The 21,791-nt window shown below is 72.9% G+C and carries 22 protein-coding genes; 4 read left to right on the forward strand and 18 right to left on the reverse strand.

Going from position 1 to position 21,791, the window contains the following annotated elements; genetic code table 11:
• Positions 1-47: 47 nt before the first annotated feature.
• A complete protein-coding gene (gene leuA, locus AC067A_RS11210; RefSeq protein ID WP_478617688.1) occupies positions 48-1,811 on the reverse strand; it encodes a 2-isopropylmalate synthase in 1,764 nt (587 codons plus the stop codon).
• Between the two features lie 295 nt (positions 1,812-2,106).
• Here leuA and AC067A_RS11215 point away from each other — a divergent pair, with 295 nt between their 5' ends.
• Together AC067A_RS11215 and AC067A_RS11220 are read left to right on the forward strand one after the other, a co-directional pair.
• Positions 2,107-3,159, forward strand: a complete 1,053-nt coding sequence (locus tag AC067A_RS11215) for a M4 family metallopeptidase (protein ID WP_478617691.1) — start codon at positions 2,107-2,109, stop codon at positions 3,157-3,159.
• A gap of 20 nt (positions 3,160-3,179) precedes the next feature.
• Positions 3,180-3,443, forward strand: coding sequence for a protealysin inhibitor emfourin (locus tag AC067A_RS11220; protein ID WP_478617694.1), 264 nt, complete (start codon positions 3,180-3,182; stop codon positions 3,441-3,443).
• A 19-nt stretch (positions 3,444-3,462) separates the two neighbouring features.
• On the opposite strand, the gene AC067A_RS11225 is transcribed toward AC067A_RS11220, so the two are convergent.
• From AC067A_RS11225 to AC067A_RS11265, 9 genes are all read right to left on the reverse strand, one after another.
• Positions 3,463-4,353, reverse strand: a complete 891-nt coding sequence (locus AC067A_RS11225) for a hypothetical protein (protein ID WP_478617697.1) — start codon at positions 4,351-4,353, stop codon at positions 3,463-3,465.
• 4 nt (positions 4,354-4,357) lie between these two features.
• Complete coding sequence (locus AC067A_RS11230; protein ID WP_478617700.1) at positions 4,358-4,714, reverse strand: peptidase inhibitor family I36 protein; 357 nt, start codon at positions 4,712-4,714, stop codon at positions 4,358-4,360.
• Between the two features lie 98 nt (positions 4,715-4,812).
• Positions 4,813-5,793: an AraC-like ligand-binding domain-containing protein gene (locus AC067A_RS11235; RefSeq protein WP_478617702.1), complete on the reverse strand. Its 981-nt coding sequence runs from the start codon at positions 5,791-5,793 to the stop codon at positions 4,813-4,815.
• A gap of 288 nt (positions 5,794-6,081) precedes the next feature.
• Positions 6,082-7,032 (reverse strand): GTPase Era, encoded by a 951-nt coding sequence (era, locus tag AC067A_RS11240; protein WP_478617704.1) that lies wholly within the window; start codon positions 7,030-7,032, stop codon positions 6,082-6,084.
• Positions 7,033-7,072: 40 nt separating this feature from the next.
• Positions 7,073-8,035, reverse strand: a complete 963-nt coding sequence (locus AC067A_RS11245; protein WP_478617707.1) for a DUF916 domain-containing protein — start codon at positions 8,033-8,035, stop codon at positions 7,073-7,075.
• 70 nt (positions 8,036-8,105) lie between these two features.
• On the reverse strand, positions 8,106-9,437 hold the full coding sequence (locus AC067A_RS11250) for a beta-xylosidase (protein ID WP_478617709.1): 1,332 nt from the start codon (positions 9,435-9,437) through the stop codon (positions 8,106-8,108).
• A gap of 204 nt (positions 9,438-9,641) precedes the next feature.
• Positions 9,642-10,121, reverse strand: a complete 480-nt coding sequence (locus AC067A_RS11255; RefSeq protein WP_478617711.1) for a hypothetical protein — start codon at positions 10,119-10,121, stop codon at positions 9,642-9,644.
• Positions 10,122-10,325: 204 nt separating this feature from the next.
• Positions 10,326-10,688 carry a cytidine deaminase gene (locus AC067A_RS11260; RefSeq protein ID WP_478617713.1) on the reverse strand — a complete coding sequence of 121 codons (363 nt, stop codon included), beginning with the start codon at positions 10,686-10,688 and terminating at the stop codon, positions 10,326-10,328.
• 173 nt (positions 10,689-10,861) lie between these two features.
• A complete protein-coding gene (locus AC067A_RS11265; protein ID WP_478617715.1) occupies positions 10,862-11,749 on the reverse strand; it encodes a helix-turn-helix transcriptional regulator in 888 nt (295 codons plus the stop codon).
• Between the two features lie 150 nt (positions 11,750-11,899).
• Between AC067A_RS11265 and AC067A_RS11270 the strand changes: the two genes are divergently transcribed.
• The gene (locus AC067A_RS11270; RefSeq protein WP_478617717.1) at positions 11,900-13,312 is read left to right on the forward strand and encodes an MFS transporter; all 1,413 of its coding nucleotides are present in this window, start codon (positions 11,900-11,902) and stop codon (positions 13,310-13,312) included.
• 1 nt (position 13,313) lies between these two features.
• Here the strand turns inward: AC067A_RS11270 and AC067A_RS11275 are convergent, their stop codons facing one another.
• The 5 genes from AC067A_RS11275 to AC067A_RS11295 form a co-directional block, all read right to left on the reverse strand.
• The gene (locus AC067A_RS11275; protein ID WP_478617720.1) at positions 13,314-13,667 is read right to left on the reverse strand and encodes an MmcQ/YjbR family DNA-binding protein; all 354 of its coding nucleotides are present in this window, start codon (positions 13,665-13,667) and stop codon (positions 13,314-13,316) included.
• Entirely contained in the window at positions 13,664-14,959 is a 1,296-nt protein-coding gene (locus tag AC067A_RS11280) for a hemolysin family protein (protein ID WP_478617723.1), read from the reverse strand. The genes AC067A_RS11275 and AC067A_RS11280 overlap by 4 nt, the downstream gene beginning before the upstream one ends.
• A 4-nt stretch (positions 14,960-14,963) precedes the next feature.
• Positions 14,964-15,461 carry an rRNA maturation RNase YbeY gene (gene ybeY / locus AC067A_RS11285; protein WP_017239253.1) on the reverse strand — a complete coding sequence of 166 codons (498 nt, stop codon included), beginning with the start codon at positions 15,459-15,461 and terminating at the stop codon, positions 14,964-14,966.
• Between the two features lie 11 nt (positions 15,462-15,472).
• The gene (locus AC067A_RS11290) at positions 15,473-16,492 is read right to left on the reverse strand and encodes a PhoH family protein (RefSeq protein ID WP_478617727.1); all 1,020 of its coding nucleotides are present in this window, start codon (positions 16,490-16,492) and stop codon (positions 15,473-15,475) included.
• 107 nt (positions 16,493-16,599) lie between these two features.
• Positions 16,600-17,718 (reverse strand): carbohydrate kinase family protein, encoded by a 1,119-nt coding sequence (locus AC067A_RS11295; protein ID WP_478617730.1) that lies wholly within the window; start codon positions 17,716-17,718, stop codon positions 16,600-16,602.
• A 257-nt stretch (positions 17,719-17,975) separates the two neighbouring features.
• On the opposite strand from AC067A_RS11295, the gene AC067A_RS11300 reads away from it, so the two are divergent.
• Entirely contained in the window at positions 17,976-19,310 is a 1,335-nt protein-coding gene (locus tag AC067A_RS11300) for an MFS transporter (protein ID WP_478617733.1), read from the forward strand.
• Positions 19,311-19,413: 103 nt separating this feature from the next.
• On the opposite strand, the gene AC067A_RS11305 is transcribed toward AC067A_RS11300, so the two are convergent.
• Genes AC067A_RS11305 through AC067A_RS11315 form a run of 3 tightly spaced genes read right to left on the reverse strand, consistent with a single transcriptional unit; the run spans position 19,414 to position 21,703 of the window.
• Entirely contained in the window at positions 19,414-20,427 is a 1,014-nt protein-coding gene (locus tag AC067A_RS11305) for an adenosine deaminase (RefSeq protein ID WP_478617736.1), read from the reverse strand.
• 10 nt (positions 20,428-20,437) lie between these two features.
• Positions 20,438-21,340, reverse strand: coding sequence for a ribonuclease Z (locus tag AC067A_RS11310; RefSeq protein ID WP_478617739.1), 903 nt, complete (start codon positions 21,338-21,340; stop codon positions 20,438-20,440).
• A gap of 3 nt (positions 21,341-21,343) precedes the next feature.
• Entirely contained in the window at positions 21,344-21,703 is a 360-nt protein-coding gene (locus AC067A_RS11315; RefSeq protein ID WP_478617742.1) for a histidine triad nucleotide-binding protein, read from the reverse strand.
• Positions 21,704-21,791 lie beyond the last annotated feature (88 nt).

Below are 21,791 nucleotides of genomic sequence, written 5' to 3' on the forward strand. Positions count from 1 at the left end.
GCCCCTCGTCGAGGAGGGGCCGGGGCGGCCGTCGGGCGCGGTGCGGGTCAGCGGGCGGAGCGGTTGACCGCCGAGATGACCGCCTTCAGGGAGGCGCGGGTCGTGTTGGCGTCGATGCCGATGCCCCACAGGACCTGGCCGTCGATGGCGCACTCGATGTACGAGGCGGCCTGCGCGGAGGCACCCTCGCTCATGGTGTGCTCCTGGTAGTCCAGCAGGCGGGCGTCCACGCCGATGGACTGCAGCGCGTCGAAGAACGCCGAGATCGGGCCGTTGCCGGAGCCCGTCAGGACCGTGTCGGCGCCGTCCACGACCGCCTCGACGGTCAGCGTGTCCGTGCCGTCGGTGTCCGAGGTGGACTGGCCGGAGCGCAGCTGGATGCGGCCCCAGGCGTTGTCCGGGTTGGGCAGGTACTCGTCCTGGAAGACGGACCAGATCGCGGCCGGCGTGACCTCGCCGCCCTCGGTGTCGGTCTTCTGCTGGATGATCTTCGAGAACTCGATCTGCATCCGGCGGGGCAGGTCCAGCTTGTGGTCGTTCTTCAGGACGTACGCGATGCCGCCCTTGCCGGACTGCGAGTTGACGCGGATGACGGCCTCGTAGGAGCGGCCGACGTCCTTCGGGTCGATCGGCAGGTACGGGACGGCCCACTCGATCTCGTCGACCGTCTTGCCGGCGGCGGCCGCGTCGGCCTCCATGGCGTCGAAGCCCTTCTTGATGGCGTCCTGGTGGGAGCCGGAGAAGGCCGTGTAGACCAGGTCGCCCGCGTACGGGTGGCGCGGGTGGACCTCCATCTGGTTGCAGTACTCGGAGGTGCGGCGGATCTCGTCGATCTGCGAGAAGTCGATCTGCGGGTCGACGCCCTGGCTGAACAGGTTCATGCCCAGGGTGACCAGGTCGACGTTGCCGGTGCGCTCGCCCTGGCCGAACAGGCAGCCCTCGATGCGGTCGGCGCCGGCCATGATCGCCAGCTCGGCCGCCGCGACGGCCGTGCCGCGGTCGTTGTGCGGGTGGACGGACAGGCAGACGTGCTCGCGGCGGGTCAGGTTCCGGGACATCCACTCGAACCGGTCCGCGTGCGTGGACGGCGTCGAACGCTCCACGGTGGCGGGCAGGTTGAGGATGATCTCGCGGCCCGGGCCGGGCTGCCAGACGTCACAGACCGCCTCGCAGACCTCCAGCGCGAAGTCCAGCTCGGTGTCGGTGAAGATCTCGGGACTGTACTGGTAGCCGAAGGCCGTCTCCGGGCCCAGCAGCTTCTCCGCGTACTCCATGACCAGGCGGGTGCCGTCCACGGCGATCTGCTTGATCTGCTCCTTCGAACCGCGGAAGACGACCCGGCGGAACGTGGGGGCGGTGGCGTTGTACAGGTGGACGGTGGCGCGCTTGGCGCCGACCAGGGACTCCACGGTCCGCTCGATCAGGTCCTCGCGGGCCTGGGTCAGTACGGAGATGGTGACGTCGTCCGGGATCGCGCCCTCTTCGATGATGGAGCGCACGAACGCGAAGTCGGTCTCGCCGGAGGACGGGAAGCCGACCTCGATCTCCTTGTAGCCCATACGGACCAGCAGGTCGAACATCTCGCGCTTGCGGGCCGGGGACATCGGGTCGATCAGGGCCTGGTTGCCGTCGCGCAGGTCGGTGGACAGCCAGCGGGGCGCCTGGGTGATGCGCTGCTCGGGCCAGGTCCGGTCGGGGATGGCGACGGCCTCGTAGCGGCCGTACTTGTGGATCGGCATCCCGGACGGCTGCTGCGTGTGGGTCGCGTTGGTGATCGGCGTCGGGCGGCTGACGAAAGGCGACTGGGACATTGCGTAGGGCTCCTCGGGGGTCCAACGGAGGGACGGCCGACTGTCGAACGCAACGCCGATCACCCGCGGGGAGGGGGTCGGCCTACGACTACAGGCCCTCGCCGCGGCGGCTAAGGAGAAGCAGCCCGAAACGCATGATGTGCGTCACCATAGCCCAGACCCGCAGAGGGCGGACGTCCTGTTTCAGTATGCGGGACGGCTCCGGCGTCAAGCCTGAACAGTGACACATCACTCCATTTCGCCAATTCTCGTCTCTCCTCGTGACAGTGGCGTCACACAGTGCCACATTGCTGGGATGACCCCCCAGACGCCCGTCTTCTGCTCCATCGTGCCGCCCCACCTCCTGGAGCACCTGGCCCGCTCCTCGAACCCGGCCGTGGCCGCCGCCGCCCGCCGCACCCTGGTCGCGGACGCCGCCGCCCGCACCTTCCGGGTGCTGCCGCTGCCGGGCGGCGCCCCCACGCTCGCCCCCGGCGACGCCGGCAAGCCGCACCGGACCCTCCACGACTGCGCGCGCGGCACCGACCTGCCGGGCGCCAGGGTCCGCGGCGAGGGCGAGGAGGCCGTCGCCGACGCCACCGTCAACCGCGCCTACGCCGGCCTCGGCGCCACCTTCGACCTGTTCCTCGACGCCTTCGGGCACGACTCGATCGACGGTTCCGGACTGCCGCTGATCGCCTCCGTCCACTACGACGAGAACTACGGCAACGCCTTCTGGAACGGCGAGCAGATGGTGTTCGGCGACGGCGACGACGAGATCTTCCTCGACTTCACCCTCCCGGTGGACGTCATCGGGCACGAGCTCGCCCACGGCTTCACGCAGTACTCGGCGAACCTGGAGTACTTCAGCCAGTCCGGCGCCCTCAACGAGTCGGTCTCCGACGTCTTCGGCTCCCTCGTCAAGCAGTACGCCCTCGACCAGAGCGCCGAGGAGGCCGACTGGCTCATCGGCGAGGGCCTCTTCCACCCGAACGTGCAGGGGGCGGCGCTGCGCTCCATGAAGGCCCCGGGCACCGCGTACGACGACGACGTCCTCGGCAAGGACCCGCAGCCCGGCCACATGGACGACTACGTCCGCACGGGCCGCGACAACGGCGGCGTGCACATCAACTCCGGCATCCCCAACCACGCCTTCTACCTGGTCGCGACCGAGCTCGGCGGCAGGGCCTGGGAGCGGGCCGGACAGATCTGGTACGACGTGATGACCGGCGGCACCCTCGCCCCCGAGACCCGGTTCGACGAGTTCGCGGCGGCCACGGTGGCCGCGGCCCGCGCCCGGTACGGCGAGGGCGAGGAGATCCAGGCCGTCCTGAAGGCCTGGACCGCGGTGGGGGTGCCCACCGACTGACCGGCTGGTAGACAGGGCCCATGCGGATTCGAGTGCGACGCACGGGCGGTTTCGCGGGCATCGAGCGGTCGGCGGAGGTGGACACCGCCGGCCTGACCGACGCCGACGACTGGCACGCCCTGGCCGGCACCGTCCTCGACGAGGGCGGTGACGGGGGCCGGGGCGTGCCGGACGGCTTCTCCTACGAGATCACCGTCGACGGCGTCACCGTCCACTGCGACGACCCCCGCCTCACGGACGCCCAGCGGGCCCTCATCACGAGGGTCCTCAAGGAAGGCGCCTGACCGGCGGGGGCCCGCCGGGTCAGGCGCCGCCGCTCTTCCGCAGGGCGCGCTCGCGCAGCTCCCTGACCCGGGTGGCGCGGGCCCACGAGGACTTCGGCAGACCGGCCTGGACGCGCTCCTGGGTGGTGCGCGTCACCGCGGCGAGGTCCCCGCGGCCCTGGCAGAGCGCGTCGCGCCCCGCCAGCTCCTGCTCGCGCAGGCCCGTCCGCAGCAGCGCCGAGCGGTCCTCGCCCGCCCGCAGCAGCGCGTCCTGGACGAGCCCGCGGGCCTCCTGGAGCGTGGTGACCGTCTCCCCCTGCTCCGCCATGCAGGCGGCCCAGGCCTTCTGCGCGGCGAGGAACTCGGGTGCGGCCGCGACCCGGGCGACGACCTCGGCGGTCGCCCCGGTGGCGTCCACCTCGGCCTGCTCCCACGCCGTGCCGTACACCTCGCGGCGGGCCAGGTACACGCAGCCGTCGGTGTTGACGCGCAGCGTCGGCGCGCCGCTCGCCGTCAGGGTGGCCTGCCGCTTCCCCGTGCCGATCAGCGCCTGCTGCCAGGCCGTGCGCCGGGGCTCGGCCAGCCGCGCCACGGCGCCCGTGTTGGGGTCGTCGGGGCGGCCGGCGAGGGCGACGGACGACAGGCCGTACCCGTCGGCGCGGGCGACGTCCTCCGTCAGCAGTCCGTAGGGGTTGGCGGAGGCGTACCGGCCGCCGGGCACCGGTTCGTAGGCGAACCCGCGCCGCCGCATGCACGCCTCGACGGCCCGCTCCTCGGCCTCGTGCAGCGTCACGGCCTGGCGCTCCGCGACGACGGTGGCCCCGTCCAGGGGGACGGGGAGGGTGCTCGCGTCCCGGTGGGCGGGTGCCGAGGAGCACCCGCCCACTGCCAGCAGGCACAGGACGAACAGGGCCGCTGGTCGCAGGTTCACGTCATCAGCACCAGCGGTTCGAGGCGACGTTCTTGTAGTACGCGGTGCCGGAGAGGTCGCCGATGCCGTATCCGCGGGGGATGTTCACCGAGGAGCCGGTGTATCCCGTGCCGCTGTAGATGCGGACGCTGCACTGCGTACCGGAGTTCGACACCGACACCGCGTTGTTGAACTTGTTGTACTGGAGCAGGTTGGTGTTGTTGCCGTAGACCGTGCCCGGGTCGCCCGAGTAGTTCGTGTACAGGTACGCGCAGAGCGCCCCGGACGGGCACGCGGCCGCGGCGGCCGGTGTGGTGGAGAGGCCGGCGCCGAGCCCGGCCGCGGCGACCACGGCCGCACTCGCGATCAGCTTCTTCAGCATGTGGATGTCCTCCCGTATCGGTCGGTGGTGGTTCCACCGCCGGGCAGGACGCTAGCCAGCCTCCCCCGGCCGGGGCATTCGCACCGCGTGCCCGGTCGTTACCGCTGCGCGCCCGCTCCCCGAAGGGCCCGGTTCCGGTACTCGCCCGGCGGCATCCCGTACGCGCTCCGGAAGGACCGGCTGAAGACGGCGGGACGCGGGAAGCCCCAGCGCGCGCCGATGGCGTGCACCGTGAGGTGGCCGAGGTGGAGGGCCGTCAGGTCGCGGCGGCAGTGTTCGAGGCGCTGGCGCCGGATGAACTCGGCGACCGTCGTCTCGTGGTGGTGGAACAGCCGGTGCAGCGCGCGGACCGACATCTGGTGCGCCGCCGCGACGACCGCGGGCGTCAGGTCCTCCGAACCCAGGTGCGCCCGGATGAACGACTCGATCCGCAGGAGCAGGACGCGCTCCGCGGACGGCGCCGGCAGTTCCCGGTCGAGGTGGTGGGCGAGGACCGCGCCCGTCAGGTCGAGCACGGTGGTCCGGAGCCGCCCGGTGTCCTGGGGCGTGCAGTGCGGCGCCTCCTCGCGCAGTCCGGCGAGGAGGCGGGCCAGGAGCCCGCCCACGCCCTGCCGCGCGGAGAGCGGCACCGCGAGGAGCCGGGCCGCGTGGGCGTCGCGCAACGGCAGCAGCCGCTTCGGGAAGTTCAGGATGAGCGCGCCCGCCCGGGACCCGTCGGCGGTGACGGACGCCGCGTACGGCCGCGAGGAGTCGTACAGGACCATCTCGCCCCGGCCCACCGACACGCGGCGGCCGCACTGCTCCAGGTCCTGGCGCCCGCCGGTGATCAGGGCCAGGTGGTACAGCTCCGGGTCCGACCGCCTGATGAGCTCCGGGGTCCGCCGGCAGTCCAGCGGCCCGTACGTGAGCTCCGAGAGGTGCACGCCCTCCCGCAGGCCCACGGCCCTGAGCCGCACCCTCAGCCGGCCCTCGTCCGGCGGCCGGACCTCCGTGGCGCACAGCGCCCGGTGCGACAGGTCCCGCCATCCGTCGGTCCGGGCCTTCGGCGCTAACGCCTCGGTGTCGAATACGACGTCCATGTGTGTCCCCCGTTGCTCGATCGACCGGTCGTGTCGATGCGTACCGACCGGATGATCGCGCCGCCCGCGCGAAGGGACAACACGGCACTCCGGCCCCCGAAGGGGCCGGATGACCGGAAACGGCGACGGAGTCGGCGGCCCGTTCCCGGCCCCCGAAGGGGCCGGACCGCCTGGAAGCCGGGCTTCCTCGGCTGCTCGGGGGCTTCTCTTTCCGCCGTCCTCGCACCACTCGGCCCCCAGGGGGCCTCAGGGGCTTCGGACGGCCGCGCCGGCCTCCGGCCGGACCGCCTAGAAGCCGAGCTTCCTCAGCTGCTTGGGGTCGCGCTGCCAGTCCTTGGCGACCTTGACGTGGAGGTCGAGGAAGACGGGGGTGCCGAGCAGGGCCTCGATGTGCTTGCGGGACTTCATGCCGACCTCCTTGAGGCGGCTGCCCTTGGGGCCGATGATGATGCCCTTCTGGCTGGGGCGCTCGATGTACACGTTGGCGTGGATGTCGAGCAGCGGCCGGTCCGCGGGGCGGTTCTCGCGCGGGATCATCTCCTCGACGACCACGGCGATCGAGTGCGGCAGCTCGTCCCGTACGCCTTCGAGCGCGGCCTCGCGGATCAGCTCCGCGACCATGACCTGCTCCGGCTCGTCCGTGAGGTCGCCCTCGGGGTAGAGCGGCGGGGACTCCGGGAGCAGCGGGACGAGGAGGTCGGCGACGAGCTGGACCTGCTTGTTGCCGACGGCCGAGACCGGCACGATCTGCGCCCACTCGAAGCCGAGCTCCTTGCCGAGCTGGTCGATGGCGATCAGCTGCTCGGCGAGGGTCTTGGAGTCGACCAGGTCGGTCTTGGTGATGATCGCGACCTTCGGGGTCTTCTTGATCCCGGCGAGCTCCTTGGCGATGAACCGGTCGCCGGGGCCGAGCTTCTGGTCGGCGGGCAGGCAGAAGCCGATCACGTCGACCTCGGCCCAGGTGGTGCGCACGACGTCGTTGAGCCGCTCGCCGAGGAGGGTGCGCGGCTTGTGGAGGCCGGGGGTGTCGACCAGGATCAGCTGCGCGTCCGGGCGGTGCACGATGCCGCGCACGGTGTGCCGGGTGGTCTGCGGCCGGTTCGAGGTGATGGCCACCTTCTGGCCGACCAGAGCGTTCGTGAGGGTGGACTTGCCCGCGTTGGGGCGGCCGACGAAGCAGGCGAAGCCGGCCCGGTGGACGGCTTCGGTTTCTTGGTTGCGAGCGCTCATGGGGGCCATTGTCCCCGATGAGCGCCCGCGTCACGCACTCAGTGCGGCCTCAGGCCTCCGCGGGGGCCCGACCGGTGCCCCGGCGGCGCCGTATCCGCAGGCCGAGAACGCCCGCCGCGCCCCCCGCGACGAGGACCGCGGCGGCGAGCCAGGGCAGGGCGAGGAAGGACACGGCGCCGGTCTCCTCCACGTCCTTCGCGGTGGCCGTGAGGGTGATGTCGCCCCAGTCGAACTGCGGGGAACCGCTCCACCGCTCGGTGAGCCGGATCTTCTGGCGGGGCAGCAGCTCGCCGGGGACCCTGGCCAGGTCGCGGTCGAGGAGCGTGCGGCCGAAGAGGCCCCGGGCCCTGAGCACGACCTTGGGGTTGAGGGTGACGTTGCCCCGGTTGTGCAGCGTGTACGAGACGACGGCGCTGCTCGTACGGGTGCCGGGGACGAGCGGCCGGTCCTGGTCGAGGGTCACGTCCTCGACGGCGAGCGCGGGGACGGTCGGCCCGTTGACCCGGAGGTAGAGGCGGGCGGCGACCGCCCGCTGGACGCCGACGGCGACGGCGCCCTTCCCGCCGGGGCTGATCCGCTCGTCGAGCGCGACGAGGGCGCCGGGGTGGTCGCCGGGGTCCGCGTCGGCGGGCACGGCGAGGGTGTACGCCACGGTGACGGCGGAGCGCGGCGGGACGGTGACCCGGGTCCGTTCGGGCTTGATCCAGGCACCGGCGCCGGTCTGCCTCTCCGTCCGGGTGCGGACGGCGAAGCCGCCGTCCCGGTCCGTGTTGTAGGCGTCGGCGCCGTACAGCCGGAAGGTGAGCGGGGCGGCGGTCTTGTTGGCGACGGTGACCCGGTCGGTGAGGGTGCCGCCGGGGTCGGCGGAGAGGAAGAAGTAGGGGCGGCTGCCGAGCCGGGCGGCGGCCGGGTAGACGGCCCATTCGCCGTTCTCGGCGGCCTCCGCGCTCGGCGCGAGGGCGAGCAGCACGAGGAGGGTGCTCAGGAGGAGGACGTACGGCTTGGTGCGCACGGGTGCGGGACCCCCCGGGGGTGCGGAGACGGAGCGGGCCAGCCGGGTGCGCGCCCGGCCCGCGGGGTGGTCAGGACAGCGTCAGCGTGAGGACGCCCGCGTACGAGCCGGGCGCGGTGAACGCCGGGACGTCGAGGGAGAGGCCCGCGTCGACGGTGAACTCACCGCCGGTGAGCGTGCCGTTCGGGGTGGACGCGAGGGTCGCTCCCCCGCCGCCGACCGGCCCGGCCGAGCCCGCCGCGCAGGCGCTGGGGCTGCCCGCCTTGGCGGTACAGGCCGGCGTCCAGCTGAGGTTCCCGGCGCCGATGGCTCCGCCGGGCCCGCTGAAGTCGGTGACCTTGCCGGTCAGGGACCAGCCCGCGGGGCCGCCGCGGAAGTCCTTGACGGTCACCGTCCGCAGGGCGCCGGTGGCCGCGCCGCCCGCGCCGAAGTCGACCGAGGACAGCTGGACGGCGTCCCCCGCCTGGGTCATGGACAGCTCGCCCGCGGTGACGGCCGCCGTGATCGTCTGGCTGTTCGGCGGTGCCGGGACGACGACCTTGTACGCGGCGGGTCCGGCGCCCTTCTCCGGGTCCCAGGCCGCGCCCTCGTAGGCCACGATCCCGGTGGTCGCCGGGTCGTTGACCTTCAGGCGCGCCGCGAAGCCGCCCTCGGCGTCGGTCGTGACCGTCATCCGGTCGGCGGTCTCCGCGCCGCCGGCCCGGCCGACGACGGTGACCTCGGTGAGCGGGGTGAACTTCGATCCGCTGACCGTCACCCGGACGCCGGGGTCCCCGGACGCGCTGTCGAGCTGGAGCGTGCGCGTGTTGGGGTTGGTGACGGGGCTCGCGACGACCGTCTCGGAGACCGGGGCGGGCGGGTTGAGCACCGTACAGGGGGTGTCCAGCTCCATGAGGTAGCTGGTGTGGATGTTGTAGTCGCCGGGCGAGAGCGTGATCGAGCCCGCCGCGGTGGCCGTGAAGGTGCCCGTCATGGAGAAGGCCGGGAAGGAGCCCTTGCCGGGGACCGGCGGGTTCTTCTTGGGGCCGGTGACGGTGACCTGGCCGGTCTGGGCGCCGCCGAGGACCACCTTGCCGCTGGGCGTCATGATGTCGGCCGGGAGCGCGAGGTCGACCGGGTTGGACGCGGCGGGCTTGGTGACCGTGTAGGTCACGGTCACGGTCTCGCCGACCTTGGGGCTGGGCTTGTCGACCGTGATCTCGGCGGTGGTGGTGCCCTCGATCGGCGGGATGCCGGCGATGGGCGGCGGGACGCAGCGGGTCGGGAATTCCACCGACTGCGAGGTGGTCGTCGCGCCCGCCGGGGCGGCGAGCGCGCCGCCGCCGACCGCGAGGGCGGTGGCGCCGAGGACGGCGGTCCAGCGCCGTCTTCGGGCCGCCGCCCGGGATCGGTTGAGTGCCATGGGTGTGCCCCCTCCTGAGGGATGAGTGGGCGCCATTGACGGCTGCGCGGAGAGAGAAGTCAATGGGATCGGGACCCATCGACTGATGACCCATCAGATTCTGTCAAGATCGGCGGTGCGGGACGTTTTCCCAGCTCATCGGCGGTGCGGACACGGCAGGGACCGGTGCCGCCGAAGGCGACACCGGTCGTGGGCGGAGCGGGGTCAGCTGAAGACGAACGGGCCGGGCGACTGCGACGTCAGCGCGTCGCAGTTCACCGTGACCCCGAAGATCACCATCTTGAGGGCGACCCCCGCGAAGTACGAGTTGAGGCTGTCGCCCGAGGCCACGGTCCCGCTCAGCGGGCCGATGACGACGGACTGCCCGGCACCGAGCGCCGGGTTCTTCTTGCCGGTGAAGACCCGGGTGCCACCGCCGCCCTTGGCCATCGTCAGCGTGGCGTTGATCGTGTCGGCGCCGACCGGGATCGGCGTCGTGACGGCCGAGGTGACGGTGATGGTCGCGGCGGTGCCGCTCTGCGTGGCCGTGAGGGTGGCACCGCCACCGCCCCAGCTGCCGCAGTCGTACGTCGCCGTGGCGGTGCCCGGCGCGACGGCGCCGGCCGTCGGAGCGAAGGCGAGTCCGGCGGCCGCCAGCGCGCCGCTGACGACCGCGACGGTCCCTAAGGTGCTTCTGCTTCTCATGGCGGGTTCGTACCCCTTCCGATGGAGAACGCAGGGGGTGCGGACACTGCGTGAATGGCGGATATCTGACGATCCGTCGGGCGGACCGATGCCATTGATGCGCAGACGACCGGGGAAGGCAAGAGAAGTTGCGGTGATCCTTCACAAACGCGCAAGGACCCGGCGGGCGGCCGGGTCCTCGATGCTCCGAAGTCGCCGTGCGGCTCAGCCGGCCGGGACCGCGGCGCGCAGCCGCCCGTCGGGGCCGGCGAGGAGCACGGGGGTCTCGGGGCCGCCGAGGTCCCGCACGGCGGCGCGGTCCTCGTCCGAGGCGGCCTCGGCGTTCGACACGACGGCCGCCGCCTCCAGGGACTGGGCGCCGCTGGCCACGGCCATGGCCACCGCGGTCCGCAGCGCGCTCAGCCTGAGCGACTCCAGCTCCACGGTGCCGGCGACGTACGTCCGGCCCGTCTCGTCGCGTACGGCCGCGCCCTCGGGCACGCCGTTGCGGGCGCGGGCGCTCCGCGCCAGCGTGATGATCTTGAGGTCCTCGGCGCCGAGGTCGCCGTGCTCGCTGCTGAGTGTCATGCCCCCGAGCATAGGTCGGGCCCCGCGCCCGGCCGCCGGGCGTCTCAGTCCTCGACCGGACCGTCTCGGCCGACGGTCTCCGGGGGGCCCGCGAGCGGCTCGTCCCGACCGCCGGTCGTTCGGGGGCCGGCCCGCGAGTGGCCCGTCCGTCCCGGCCGGGGCCGCCCGGGGGGTCAGCCCGCGAGCGGGTACATCGTGCCGCGGCGGCCCTCAGGGGAGACCAGCCATTCCAGCTTGGCGGCGGTGTCGGCCTCCGGGAGCGGGGTGTGCATGACGATGACGAGGTCGGGGCGGGCGGGAACCCTGAGCTGGGTCGACTCGACGACGAGGGTGCCGGCCACCGGGTGCTCCAGCTCCTTGCGGTTCTGGCCGCCCGGCAGGATGTCCCGCCGCTCCCACAGCTCCACGAACTCCTCGCTGCGCTCCTTGAGCTCGTCGATCACCGCCCGGAACCCGCCGTCGTCGTCGCACTCCGAGCACGCCGAACGGAACTGCGCGACGACCTTCGGCGCGAGCTCCTCCCAGTGGCTCACCCGTGCGCGGTACAGCGGGTCGGTGAAGAACGCGATCATGCAGTTCTGGGAGATCTCCGGCCGCATCCCGAGCACGATCGCCGCCGCGTCGTTGTACATGACCGTGTTCCAGTACTGGTCCATGATGTGCGCCGGGAACGGCATCCACGCGTCGATCAGGCGCCGCAGCCCGTCGCACATGTCCCGGTCCTCCGGGGCCGCCTCCAGGGCCGGCGGGTTCAGCGCCGCCAGGACGTACAGGTGCCGCCGCTCCGCCGGGCTCAGCCGCAGCACCCGCGCGACCGAGTCCAGGACCTGCGGCGAGACCGTGATGTCCCGGCCCTGCTCCAGCCACTGGTACCAGGAGACCCCGACCCCCGCGAGGACCGCGACCTCCTCCCGGCGCAGGCCCGGGGTGCGGCGACGCGCCCCGCCGTCCGGGAGCCCCGCCTCCGCCGGGCTGACCCGCGCCCGACGGCTCATCAGGAACTCGCGCAGTTCGGCGAGTCGGTGCTGCTTCGCGTCGGCGCTCTCGAGAACGGTGGCCACGTGTGCTTCCTCCCCCTGGACGCATGGTGGATGCCTGGTGGTGCCTGGTGCCTGGTGCCTGGTGCCTGGTGCCTGGTGGTGCCTGGTGGTGCGACCAACAGGATAAGTTCCCGCTCCCCAGCGTTGTTCCCCGGCGCCGAAGGTGGGGGCATGGCAACGACGACCTCTCCTCCGACCGCCCCCACAGAACCCACGGCCCCCGCGGTCCCTCCGGTGCTCACCGGCCGCACCCGGCTCATCCTCTTCGTGCTGTGCGCCGCCCAGTTCATGGTGGCGCTCGACTTCTCCGTCCTGAACGTGGCGCTGCCCGTCCTCGGCACCGACCTCGGCTTCGGCCAGTCCGCCCTCCAGTGGGCCGTCACCGCCTTCGCCCTGCCGTCCGGAGGCTTCCTGCTCCTCTTCGGCCGGATCGGCGACCTCTACGGGCGCAAGAAGCTGTTCCTGGCCGGGCTCGCGCTCTTCGGCGCCGCCTCGCTGCTCGCCACCTTCGCCTGGAACCCGGCGGCGTTCCTCACCGGCCGCGCCCTCCAGGGCATCGGCGCCGCCGCGATCGTCCCCACCGGCATGTCGCTGCTGACCACCACGTTCCCCGAGGGGCCGCTGCGCGACCGGGCGCTCGGCATCTCCGGCACGGTGCTGTCGCTGGGCTTCACCGTCGGCATGGTGCTCGGCGGCGTCATGACCGACGCCCTCGGCTGGCGCTCCACGATGGGCCTGCTCGCCGTGTTCACCCTGATCGTGCTGCCCCTGGCACCGGGCCTGCTGCCCGAGTCCCGCACCCCGGAGCGGCCCCGGCTCGACGTGCCGGGCGCGGTGACCGTCACCGGCGGTCTGCTCGCCCTGATCTACGCCCTGTCGACGGCGGCCCAGCGCGGCTTCGGCGGCGTGGACGTGCTGGTCACCCTGGTGGCGGGCGTGCTGCTGCTCGCGGTCTTCGTGCGGGTGGAGTCCCGGCACGCCGCTCCGCTGGTGTCGCTGCCGATGCTGCGGAAGCGGACGGTCGCCTTCGGCAACCTGGCCGGTCTGGTCACCTTCGCGATGATGTCGACCGTCGTCTTCGTCCTGACCCTGTACCTCCAGGAGACGCTGGACCTCTCGGCCTTCGTCACCGGCCTGGTCTTCGGCGTGCAGGGCGTGGCGGCGATCGTGGCCGGCATGCTCGCCCCGAAGGTGATCGGCCGGTTCGGCACCCGCCGCGTCCTGGTCGTCTCGCTCGCCGGCCAGGGCCTGCTGACGGCCGCGGTCCTCGGCGTCGGCCGGGACTCCGGGGCGGTCCTCGCGACGGTCGCGGCCTCGCTGGCCTGCATGTTCCACCTGGGCGCGATCATCTCGTACGGCCTGACCGTCACCTCCGGCGTCCCGGACGAGGAGCAGGGCCTGGCGACCGGTCTGGTGACCACCACCCAGCAGGTCGGCCTCACGGTCGGCATCCCGCTGCTCGGCGTGCTCGCGACCACGGGCGGCGACCTGTACGGCGGTGTCCGCACGGTCATCGCCCTGGACGCGGCGATCGTCCTCGGCACCGCGGTCCTCGTCGGCCTCGGCCTGCGGCGCCGGTCCTGACTCAGGGGCGGTCGAGGCGGAGCCGTACCGCCTTCGGCAGACCGGCGACGACGAGGTCGTACGAGTCCTCGACGAGCTCCCGGACCATCAGGTCCGGGAGCTCCGCGACGGTCACGGTGTTCCAGTGCCGCTTGTTCATGTGGTAGCCGGGGGCGATCGCGGGGTGCTCCTCTCGGAGCCGCACCGCGTCGTCCGGGTCGCACTTGAGGTTGATCCGCAGCGGGTCTCCGTCGAGCCACGACAGCGCGAACATCTTCCCGGCCACCTTGAAGACGGAGGTGTCCGGTCCGAACGGGAACTCCTCCGAGGCGTCGTTGAAGTCCAGGCAGAAGGTCCGCAGCTCGTCGGGGGTCATTCGGATACTTCCTCCGGTTCCAGGGGCTCCACGACCACGGTGACGATCTTGTTGCGCCGGCCGGCCGGGGCCTCGGCCGTCAGCCGCAGCGAGCGGCCGTCCGGCAGCTCCACGACCGCCTTGGCGCCGGCGATCGGGACGCGGCCGAGCGCCTTGGCGAGCAGGCCGCCGACGGTCTCCACGTCCTCGTCGTCGTACTCGTCGGGGCCCAGGCCGTACAGCTCGCCGAGGTCGCCGATGTCGAGCCGGGCGGTGACCCGGTGACGGCCCTCGCCGAGGTCCTGCACCGGCGGCAGCTCCCGGTCGTACTCGTCGGTGATCTCGCCGACGATCTCCTCCAGGATGTCCTCGATGGTGACGATGCCGGCCGTGCCGCCGTACTCGTCGATGACGACGGCGACGTGGTTGCGCTCCTGCTGCATCTCGCGCAGCAGGTCGCCCGCGTTCTTGGTGTCCGGCACGAAGGCGGCGGGCCGCATCGCGGTCGCCACCAGGTCCGCCTCGGAGTCCCGGTTGATGTGCGTCTTGCGGACCAGGTCCTTCAGGTACACGATGCCGACGATGTCGTCCTCGTTCTCGCCGGTGACCGGGATCCGGGAGAAGCCGGAGCGGAGCGCGAGCGTGAGGGCCTGACGGATCGTCTTGTACCGCTCGATGCAGACGAGGTCCGTGCGCGGCACCATCACCTCCCGCACGAGCGTGTCGCCCAGCTCGAAGACCGAGTGCACCATGCGGCGCTCCTCGTCCTCGATCAGCGACTCCTGCTCGGCGAGGTCGACCATGGCCCGCAGCTCGGCCTCGGAGGCGAAGGGGCCCTTACGGAAGCCCTTGCCCGGGGTCAGCGCGTTGCCGATGAGGATCAGCAGCTGCGGGATCGGGCCCATGACCCGGGCCAGCGGGAGGAGCACGTACGCGGCGGCGGTCGCCGTGTTCAGCGGGTGCTGGCGGCCGATGGTGCGCGGCGAGACGCCGACGGCCACGTACGAGACGAGGACCATGACGACGATCGCGACGAGCAGCGCCTCCCAGGTCTCCGGGAAGGCCTCCAGGCAGGCGTACGTGACGAGGACGCCGGCCGCCATCTCGCAGGCGACGCGGACGAGCAGCGCCACGTTGAGGTAGCGGGTCGGGTCGGATGCGACCTGCGCGAGCTTCTCGGCCCCGCGCCGCCCGGACCGTACGGCCTCGGCGGCGCGGAAGCTGGAGACGCGGGCGAGGCCCGCCTCGGCGCAGGCGGCGAGCCAGGCCACGATGACCAGCGCGACGGCGCCGAGGATCAGCGAGACGTCCACGGGGTCAGGAGACGGTCGGCGCCGGGGACGGGCCGGTCAGGCCCTTCTCCGCGCGCCAGCCGTCGACGATCGCCGCCTGGAGGCCGAACATCTCTGCCTTCTCGTCCGGCTCCTCGTGGTCGTACCCGAGGAGGTGCAGCACGCCGTGGACGGTGAGGAGCTGGAGCTCCTCGTCCATGGAGTGCTCGGTCGGCGCGTCCTTGCCCTGCTGGGTGGCGACCTCGGGGCAGAGCACGATGTCGCCGAGGAGCCCCTGCGGGGGCTCCTCGTCGTCCTTCGACGGCGGACGCAGCTCGTCCATCGGGAAGGACATGACGTCCGTCGGCCCGGGCAGGTCCATCCACTGGATGTGGAGCTGCTCCATCGCCTCCGCGTCCACGACGATCACCGAGAGCTCGGAGAGCGGGTGGATGCGCATGCGCGCGAGCGCGTAGCGGGCGATGTCGAGGATCGCCTGCTCGTCGACCTCGGTGCCGGACTCGTTGTTGACGTCGATCGACATGGTGCGTGTTACTACTTCCCGTTGCGGCTGTCGTACTGCTCGTACGCGTCGACGATACGGCCGACGAGCTTGTGCCGGACGACATCCTGCGACGTGAGCGTGGAGAAGTGGACGTCCTGGACGCCGTCCAGGATGTCGCGGACCTGCCGCAGACCGCTCTTCGTCCCGTTCGGCAGGTCGACCTGGGTGACGTCACCGGTGATGACGATCTTCGAGTCGAAGCCGAGGCGGGTGAGGAACATCTTCATCTGCTCGGGGTTCGTGTTCTGCGCCTCGTCGAGGATGATGAACGCGTCGTTGAGCGTCCGGCCGCGCATGTACGCCAGCGGCGCCACCTCGATCGTTCCGCTCGCCATGAGCTTGGGGATCGAGTCGGGGTCGAGCATGTCGTGCAGGGCGTCGTAGAGCGGGCGCAGGTACGGGTCGATCTTCTCGTAGAGCGTGCCGGGGAGGAAGCCCAGGCGCTCGCCCGCTTCGACGGCGGGCCGGGTCAGGATGATCCGGGTGACCTGCTTGGACTGCAGGGCCTGGACCGCCTTGGCCATGGCGAGGTAGGTCTTTCCGGTGCCGGCGGGGCCGATGCCGAAGACGATCGTGTGCTTGTCGATCGCGTCGACGTACCGCTTCTGGTTCAGCGTCTTGGGGCGGATGGTGCGGCCCCGGTTGGAGAGGATGTTCTGGGTGAGCACCTCGGCGGGGGTCTCCTCGCCGGTCTCCGAGCCGTCCTCGCTCGCCCTGAGCATGGCGATCGAGCGTTCCACTGCGTCCTCCGTCATCGGCTGACCGGTGCGGAGCACCAGCATCATCTCGTCGAACAGGCGCTGGATCAGGGAGACATCCGCCGCGTCTCCGACCGCGCTGACCTCGTTGCCCCGGACGTGGATGTCCACGGCCGGGAACGACTGCTCGATGACGCGGAGCAGCGAGTCACCGGATCCGAGGATGGTCACCATCGGGTGCTTGGCGGGGACGGTGAAGCGGGCTCGTGCTTCGCCGGACGCGCCGTTGCGGGTTGTGGGTGTCTGAGTCATGGGCCGGCACTGTGGCCTGCACACACCTCCCCGTTGCAGGGCTGTCGCCGCTCGACGGCCTCTGGGCTACCAAGCCTACGACTCGGGTCCGACAAGGTCGTAGCGGTTTACGAGTGGGCGGCCCGGAAGCCGATCGTCGGCACGGCCCGGCGCAGCGGCCAGGGCCGGGCCGGGGCCGGGAGGAGGCGCTCCAAGAAGGCGTAGCGGCCGCGCAGGGCCTCGGGGTCCTGCCGGGCGTGCCCCTGGACGTGCTGCCACCAGGCGGCGATCTCGCCCCAGGTGGGGGCGGAGAGGGAGCCGCCGAACTCCTGGACGGAGAGGGCGGCGGTCAGGCCGGCGAAGGCGAGGCGGTCCGCGAGCGGCCAGTCGGCGAGGGTGCCGGTGACGAAACCGGCGACGAAGACGTCCCCGGCGCCGGTGGGGTCGAGGGCCGCGACCTGGATGGCGGGGACCTCGGCGGTCTCGCCGGTGGCGCCGTCGACGGCGTAGGCGCCCTCGGCGCCGAGGGTGACGACGGCGTAGCGGACCTTGTCGGCGAGGGCGCGGGCGGCGGCCCTGGGGCAGTCGGTGCGGGTGTAGCGCATGGCCTCGGCGGCGTTGGGCAGGAAGGCCTCGCAGTGCTCCAGGTCGGTGAGCCCGGCCAGGTCCCAGCGGCCGGTGTCGTCCCAGCCGACGTCGGCGAAGACCTTGGCGCCGCCGCGGGCGGTCTGGGCGACCCAGTCCTCGGAGCGGCCGGGGACGAGGGAGGCGACGGCGGCGCGGGCGTGCGGGGGGTAGGCCGGCAGGGCGCCGTCGAGCGGCGGGGCCTCGTGACCGTGGGAGACCATCGTGCGCTCGCCCTCGTAGGCCATGGAGACGGTCACCGGGGAGTGCCAGCCGGGGACCGTGCGGGACAGCGAGAGGTCGATGCCCTCGCCCTGCTCCAGGGCGTCCCAGCAGTACTCACCGTAGTGGTCGTCGCCGAAGGCGGCGGCGAGGGAGGTGCGCAGGCCGAGGCGGGCGAGGGCGGTGGCCATGTTGGCGACGCCGCCGGGGCTGGAGCCCATGCCGCGGGCCCAGGACTCGGTGCCCCGGACGGGGGCGCTGTCGAGACCGGTGAAGATGATGTCGAGGAAGACCGTGCCCGTCAGGAAGACGTCGCAGTCGGGGTCGGTGGGTTCGCGCAGGCAGACCAACGGGTCGACCCCGGCGTCGTGTTGCGGCTGGTCTCCCCTTGCTGTGGTCACGGCGGACTCCCCGGTTGCGGTGCGGATCAGGCCAGTGTGCCCGATGGGGGGTGGGTGACGGGTGGGACGCAGCGACGAACACCGTTCCTACCCGGGATTCCCCAAGGGAAACCGATGGTGACCCAGATCACGTGACGAACGGGCGGATACCGCCTTCTCCGGGCGAGCACCTGCTTGATACACATGGTTCCGCGACCCCGTGTTCCCCGCACCACCGGGCGCTCCACCCTCCCCTTTTCCTGTTCCTGGGAACGCCCATGTCGTCGCGGACTCGCGGCCCGGGGGCCCTCGTCGCCCTCGTCACCCTCTTCACGGCCGGCTACCTCGCCCCGTACCTGCTGCCGACCGTCGTCGGCCGGCTCTCCGCCGGGCTCGGCCTGACCCCCGCGCAGGCCGGTCTGGTCGGCTCCGTGCTGCTGCTCGGTTCCTCGTCCGCCGGATTCGCCCTCGCCGCGCGAGGCGACCGCGTCGCGCCCCGCACGGCGGCCCGCGCGGGCCTGCTCGCGATGGCCGTCGGATACGGCTCCGCCGCCGCGACCGGCACCGTGCCGCTGGTGGTCGCGGGCGCGGTCGTCGGCGGCATCGGCTCGGGCACGGCGACGGCGGTGGCCGCTGCCGGGATCGCCGGGCAGCGGGACCCGCACCGGGCGTCCACGCTGGGCCTCCTGACGGTGTCGGCCACGGCGGGCGCCCTCTATCTGACGCTTCCGCACCTGGGCGGCGGTCACGCCGCGCCCCTGCTCGCGATCGCCTGCGCGGCCGCCCTGGTGTGGCCCCTGACCGGCCGCCTCCCGGGCGCCACGCACGCGCGTGACGGCGCGGAACGACGCGGCGCCCCCACGGGCCCGCTGCCGTACCGCCGGGCCGGGGCCGTGCTCGCCGGGGGCATCCTGTGCTGGTCCCTCGCGCAGAACGCGCTCTGGGGCGTCAGCGGCCGCATCGGGATCACCCAGGCCGGACTCTCCGAGGTCACCGTGGGCGCGGTCTTCGCGGCGGCGCTCGGCGCGGGGCTCGCCGGGGTCACGGCGGCGGGCGCGCTCGGCGCGCGTCTCGGCCGCGCGGTCCCGATCGGGGTGGGCACCGTCCTCATCGCCGGGTGCGTGCTGCTGAGTTCGGCCGCCGGGAGCCTGGCGTCCTTCGCGGCCGGCGAGATCCTGTGGAACGCCCTCTACCCGGTCGTCCTGTCGTACCTCCTGGGCCTCGCCGCCTCCCTCGACCCGCGCGGCCGCTGGGCCGTCCTGGTCGGCTCGGCGTCCTCCCTCGGCGTGGCCTGCGGCCCCGTCGTCGGCAGCCTCCTCTCGGAGGGCGCCGGCTACCCGGGCATGGGCGCCGTCCTCTGCGCCCTGCTCGTCCTGGTCGCGGCCCCCATGACGGCCGTCGCACGCCACGCCTCCGGCCGTCCCCTGGTCCCGGGCTCGATCCGCCGTCGCGGCGGCGCACCGGCGGCGGTCCTCGCGGGCAGGGGCCCGGCCACCGGCCTGGTCCCGCAGATGGGCGCGCCGGAGCAGCCGGTGGCACCGATCCCGGTGCCGGCCACCGCGGGCCGCAGGCGGGCGGCGTTCGGCCTGGCGAGGCCGAACGGCCGGGGGTGAGCGGCGTTCGGCCCGGCGAGGCCGAACGGCCGGGGGTGAGCGGCCGTCCTGCCGCCGCGGGCGCGGCCCCCGCACCGGCCCGCGCCGGCGCCCGGCCGCCCGGCTAGCCGGCGGCCCCGAACTCGTACGCCGCCACCTCCGCCAGGTACCGCGCCCTGCGCGGCTCGTCGTCCTCCAGGAAGGACGCCTCGAACGAGTTCCTCGCCAGCTCGCGGAGCTGTTCCGGCGACAGGCCCAGCGCCTCCCGCACCCCGGTGAAGTTGTCGCCCGCGTACCCCCCGAAGTACGCGGGGTCGTCGGAGTTGACGGTGACGAGGAGGCCCGCCGCCATCATCGTGCGGAGCGGGTGGTCGGCGAGGGTGTCGACGACGCGGAGCCGGACGTTCGAGAAGGGGCACAGCGTCAGCGGGACCCGCTCGCGGGCCAGCCGTTCGACGAGGTCCGGGTCCTCCATGCAGCGCAGACCGTGGTCGATCCGCTCCGCGCCGAGCACGTCCAGGGCCTCCCGGACGTAGGCGGCGGGGCCCTCCTCGCCGGCGTGGGCGACGCGGCGCAGGCCGAGCCGGGCGGCCTCCTCGTACACCTCGCGGAACTTGGCCGGCGGGTGGCCGACCTCGGCCGAGTCCAGGCCGACGCCGGTGATCCGGTCCAGGTACGGCCTCGCGGCCTCCAGGGTCGCGAGCGCCGACTCGGCCGACTCGTCGCGCAGGAAGCACAGGATGAGCCGCGTCGAGATCCCGTACCGCTCCTCGGCGCGGTCGAGGGAGGCGCCCAGGCCCTCGATCACGGTCCCGATCGGGACGCCGCGGGCGGTGTGCGCCTGCGGGTCGAAGAAGATCTCGGCGTGCCGGACGCCCTGCGCAGCGGCCCGCTCCAGGTACGCGTCGGCGAGTTCCGTGAAGTCCTCGGCGGTGCGCAGCACCGCCATCAGGCCGTAGTAGAGGTCCAGGAAGGACTGGAGGTCGCTGAAGCGGTACGCCTCGCGCAGGGCGGCGGTGTCCGCGTACGGCAGGGTGACGCCGTTGCGCGCGGCGAGCGCGAAGGCCAGCTCGGGTTCGAGGGTGCCTTCGATGTGGAGGTGCAGTTCGGCCTTGGGAAGGGCCACCGGGAGGTGCATGGGTGGTGCTCTATCTCTTCGGAAGGGGGACCCTCATGAGGTCCTGGGCAATGCTCAGCTCGCCGTCGAACCCGGCCGCCCGCGCCTGCCGCTCGAACTCCGCCGGGTCGGAGTAGCGCTGCGAGAAGTGGGTGAGGACGAGATGCCGCACCCCCGCTTCCCGCGCGACCGTCGCGGCCTGTCCGGCCGTCAGATGACCGTGGTCGGTGGCGAGTCGGACGTCCTCGTCGAGGAAGGTCGACTCGATGACGAGCATGTCGGCGCCCTCGGCGAGGGCGTGCACCCCGTCGCAGAGGCGGGTGTCCATGACGAAGGCGAAGCGCTGGCCCCGCCGGACCTCGCTGACCTCGTCGAGCGTCACGCCGTCCAGGACGCCGTCGCGCTGGATCCGGCCCACGTCGGGACCCTTGATGCCGTGCGCGGCCAGCTTCTCGGGCAGGATGCGGCGCCCGTCGGGCTCGGTCAGCCGGTAGCCGTAGGACTCGACGGGGTGCGAGAGCCGGCGCGCGTCGAGGGTGTACGCCTCGGTGACGGCGAGCGGCCCGTCGGCGGCGACGGGCGACTCGGTCAGCTTCACGGTCTCCCGGTACGCCGTGGCGTACCGCAGCCGCTCGAAGAAGTGCTGCCCGCTCGCCGGGTAGTGGGCGGTGACCGGGTGCGGGACCTGGTCGAGGTTGATCCGCTGGATCACCCCGGCCAGGCCGAGCGAGTGGTCGCCGTGGAAGTGCGTCACGCAGATCCGGTCGAGGTCGTGCGCGGCGACCCCGGCCCTCAGCATCTGGCGCTGGGTGCCCTCGCCGGGGTCGAAGAGGATGCCCTGGCCGTCCCAGCGCAGCAGGTAGCCGTTGTGGTTGCGGTGCCGGGTCGGGACCTGGCTGGCGGTCCCGAGCACGACCAGTTCGCGTACGGACACGGGTTACCCGGGGGGCCAGTTGAGGCCGCGGCCGCCCAGCACGTGCGCGTGGGCGTGGAAGACGGTCTGTCCCGCGCCCGCGCCGGTGTTGAAGACGATCCGGAAGCCGTGGCCGTCGACCTTCTCCTGGGCGGCGACCTCGCCGGCCTCGCGCAGGACGTCGGCCGCGACGGTCGGCGCGGCGGCGGCCAGCGAGGCGGCGTCCGGGTAGTGGAGGCGCGGGATCACGAGGACGTGCGTGGGTGCCTGCGGGTTGATGTCGCGGAACGCCAGGGTCGTCTCGCTCTCGCGGACGATCGTCGCGGGCACCTCCCCCGCCACGATCTTGCAGAACAGGCAGTCGCTCTGCGGCTCTCCGGCCATGGCCCGGGCCTCCTCGCCTCCGTCGGTCAGTACACGCGCATGCTATCGGCCGCCCCCGACATCACCGCTTCCCCGGTGGCGCGTCCCG

This window comes from Streptomyces sp. NPDC043176 (assembly GCF_056436715.1).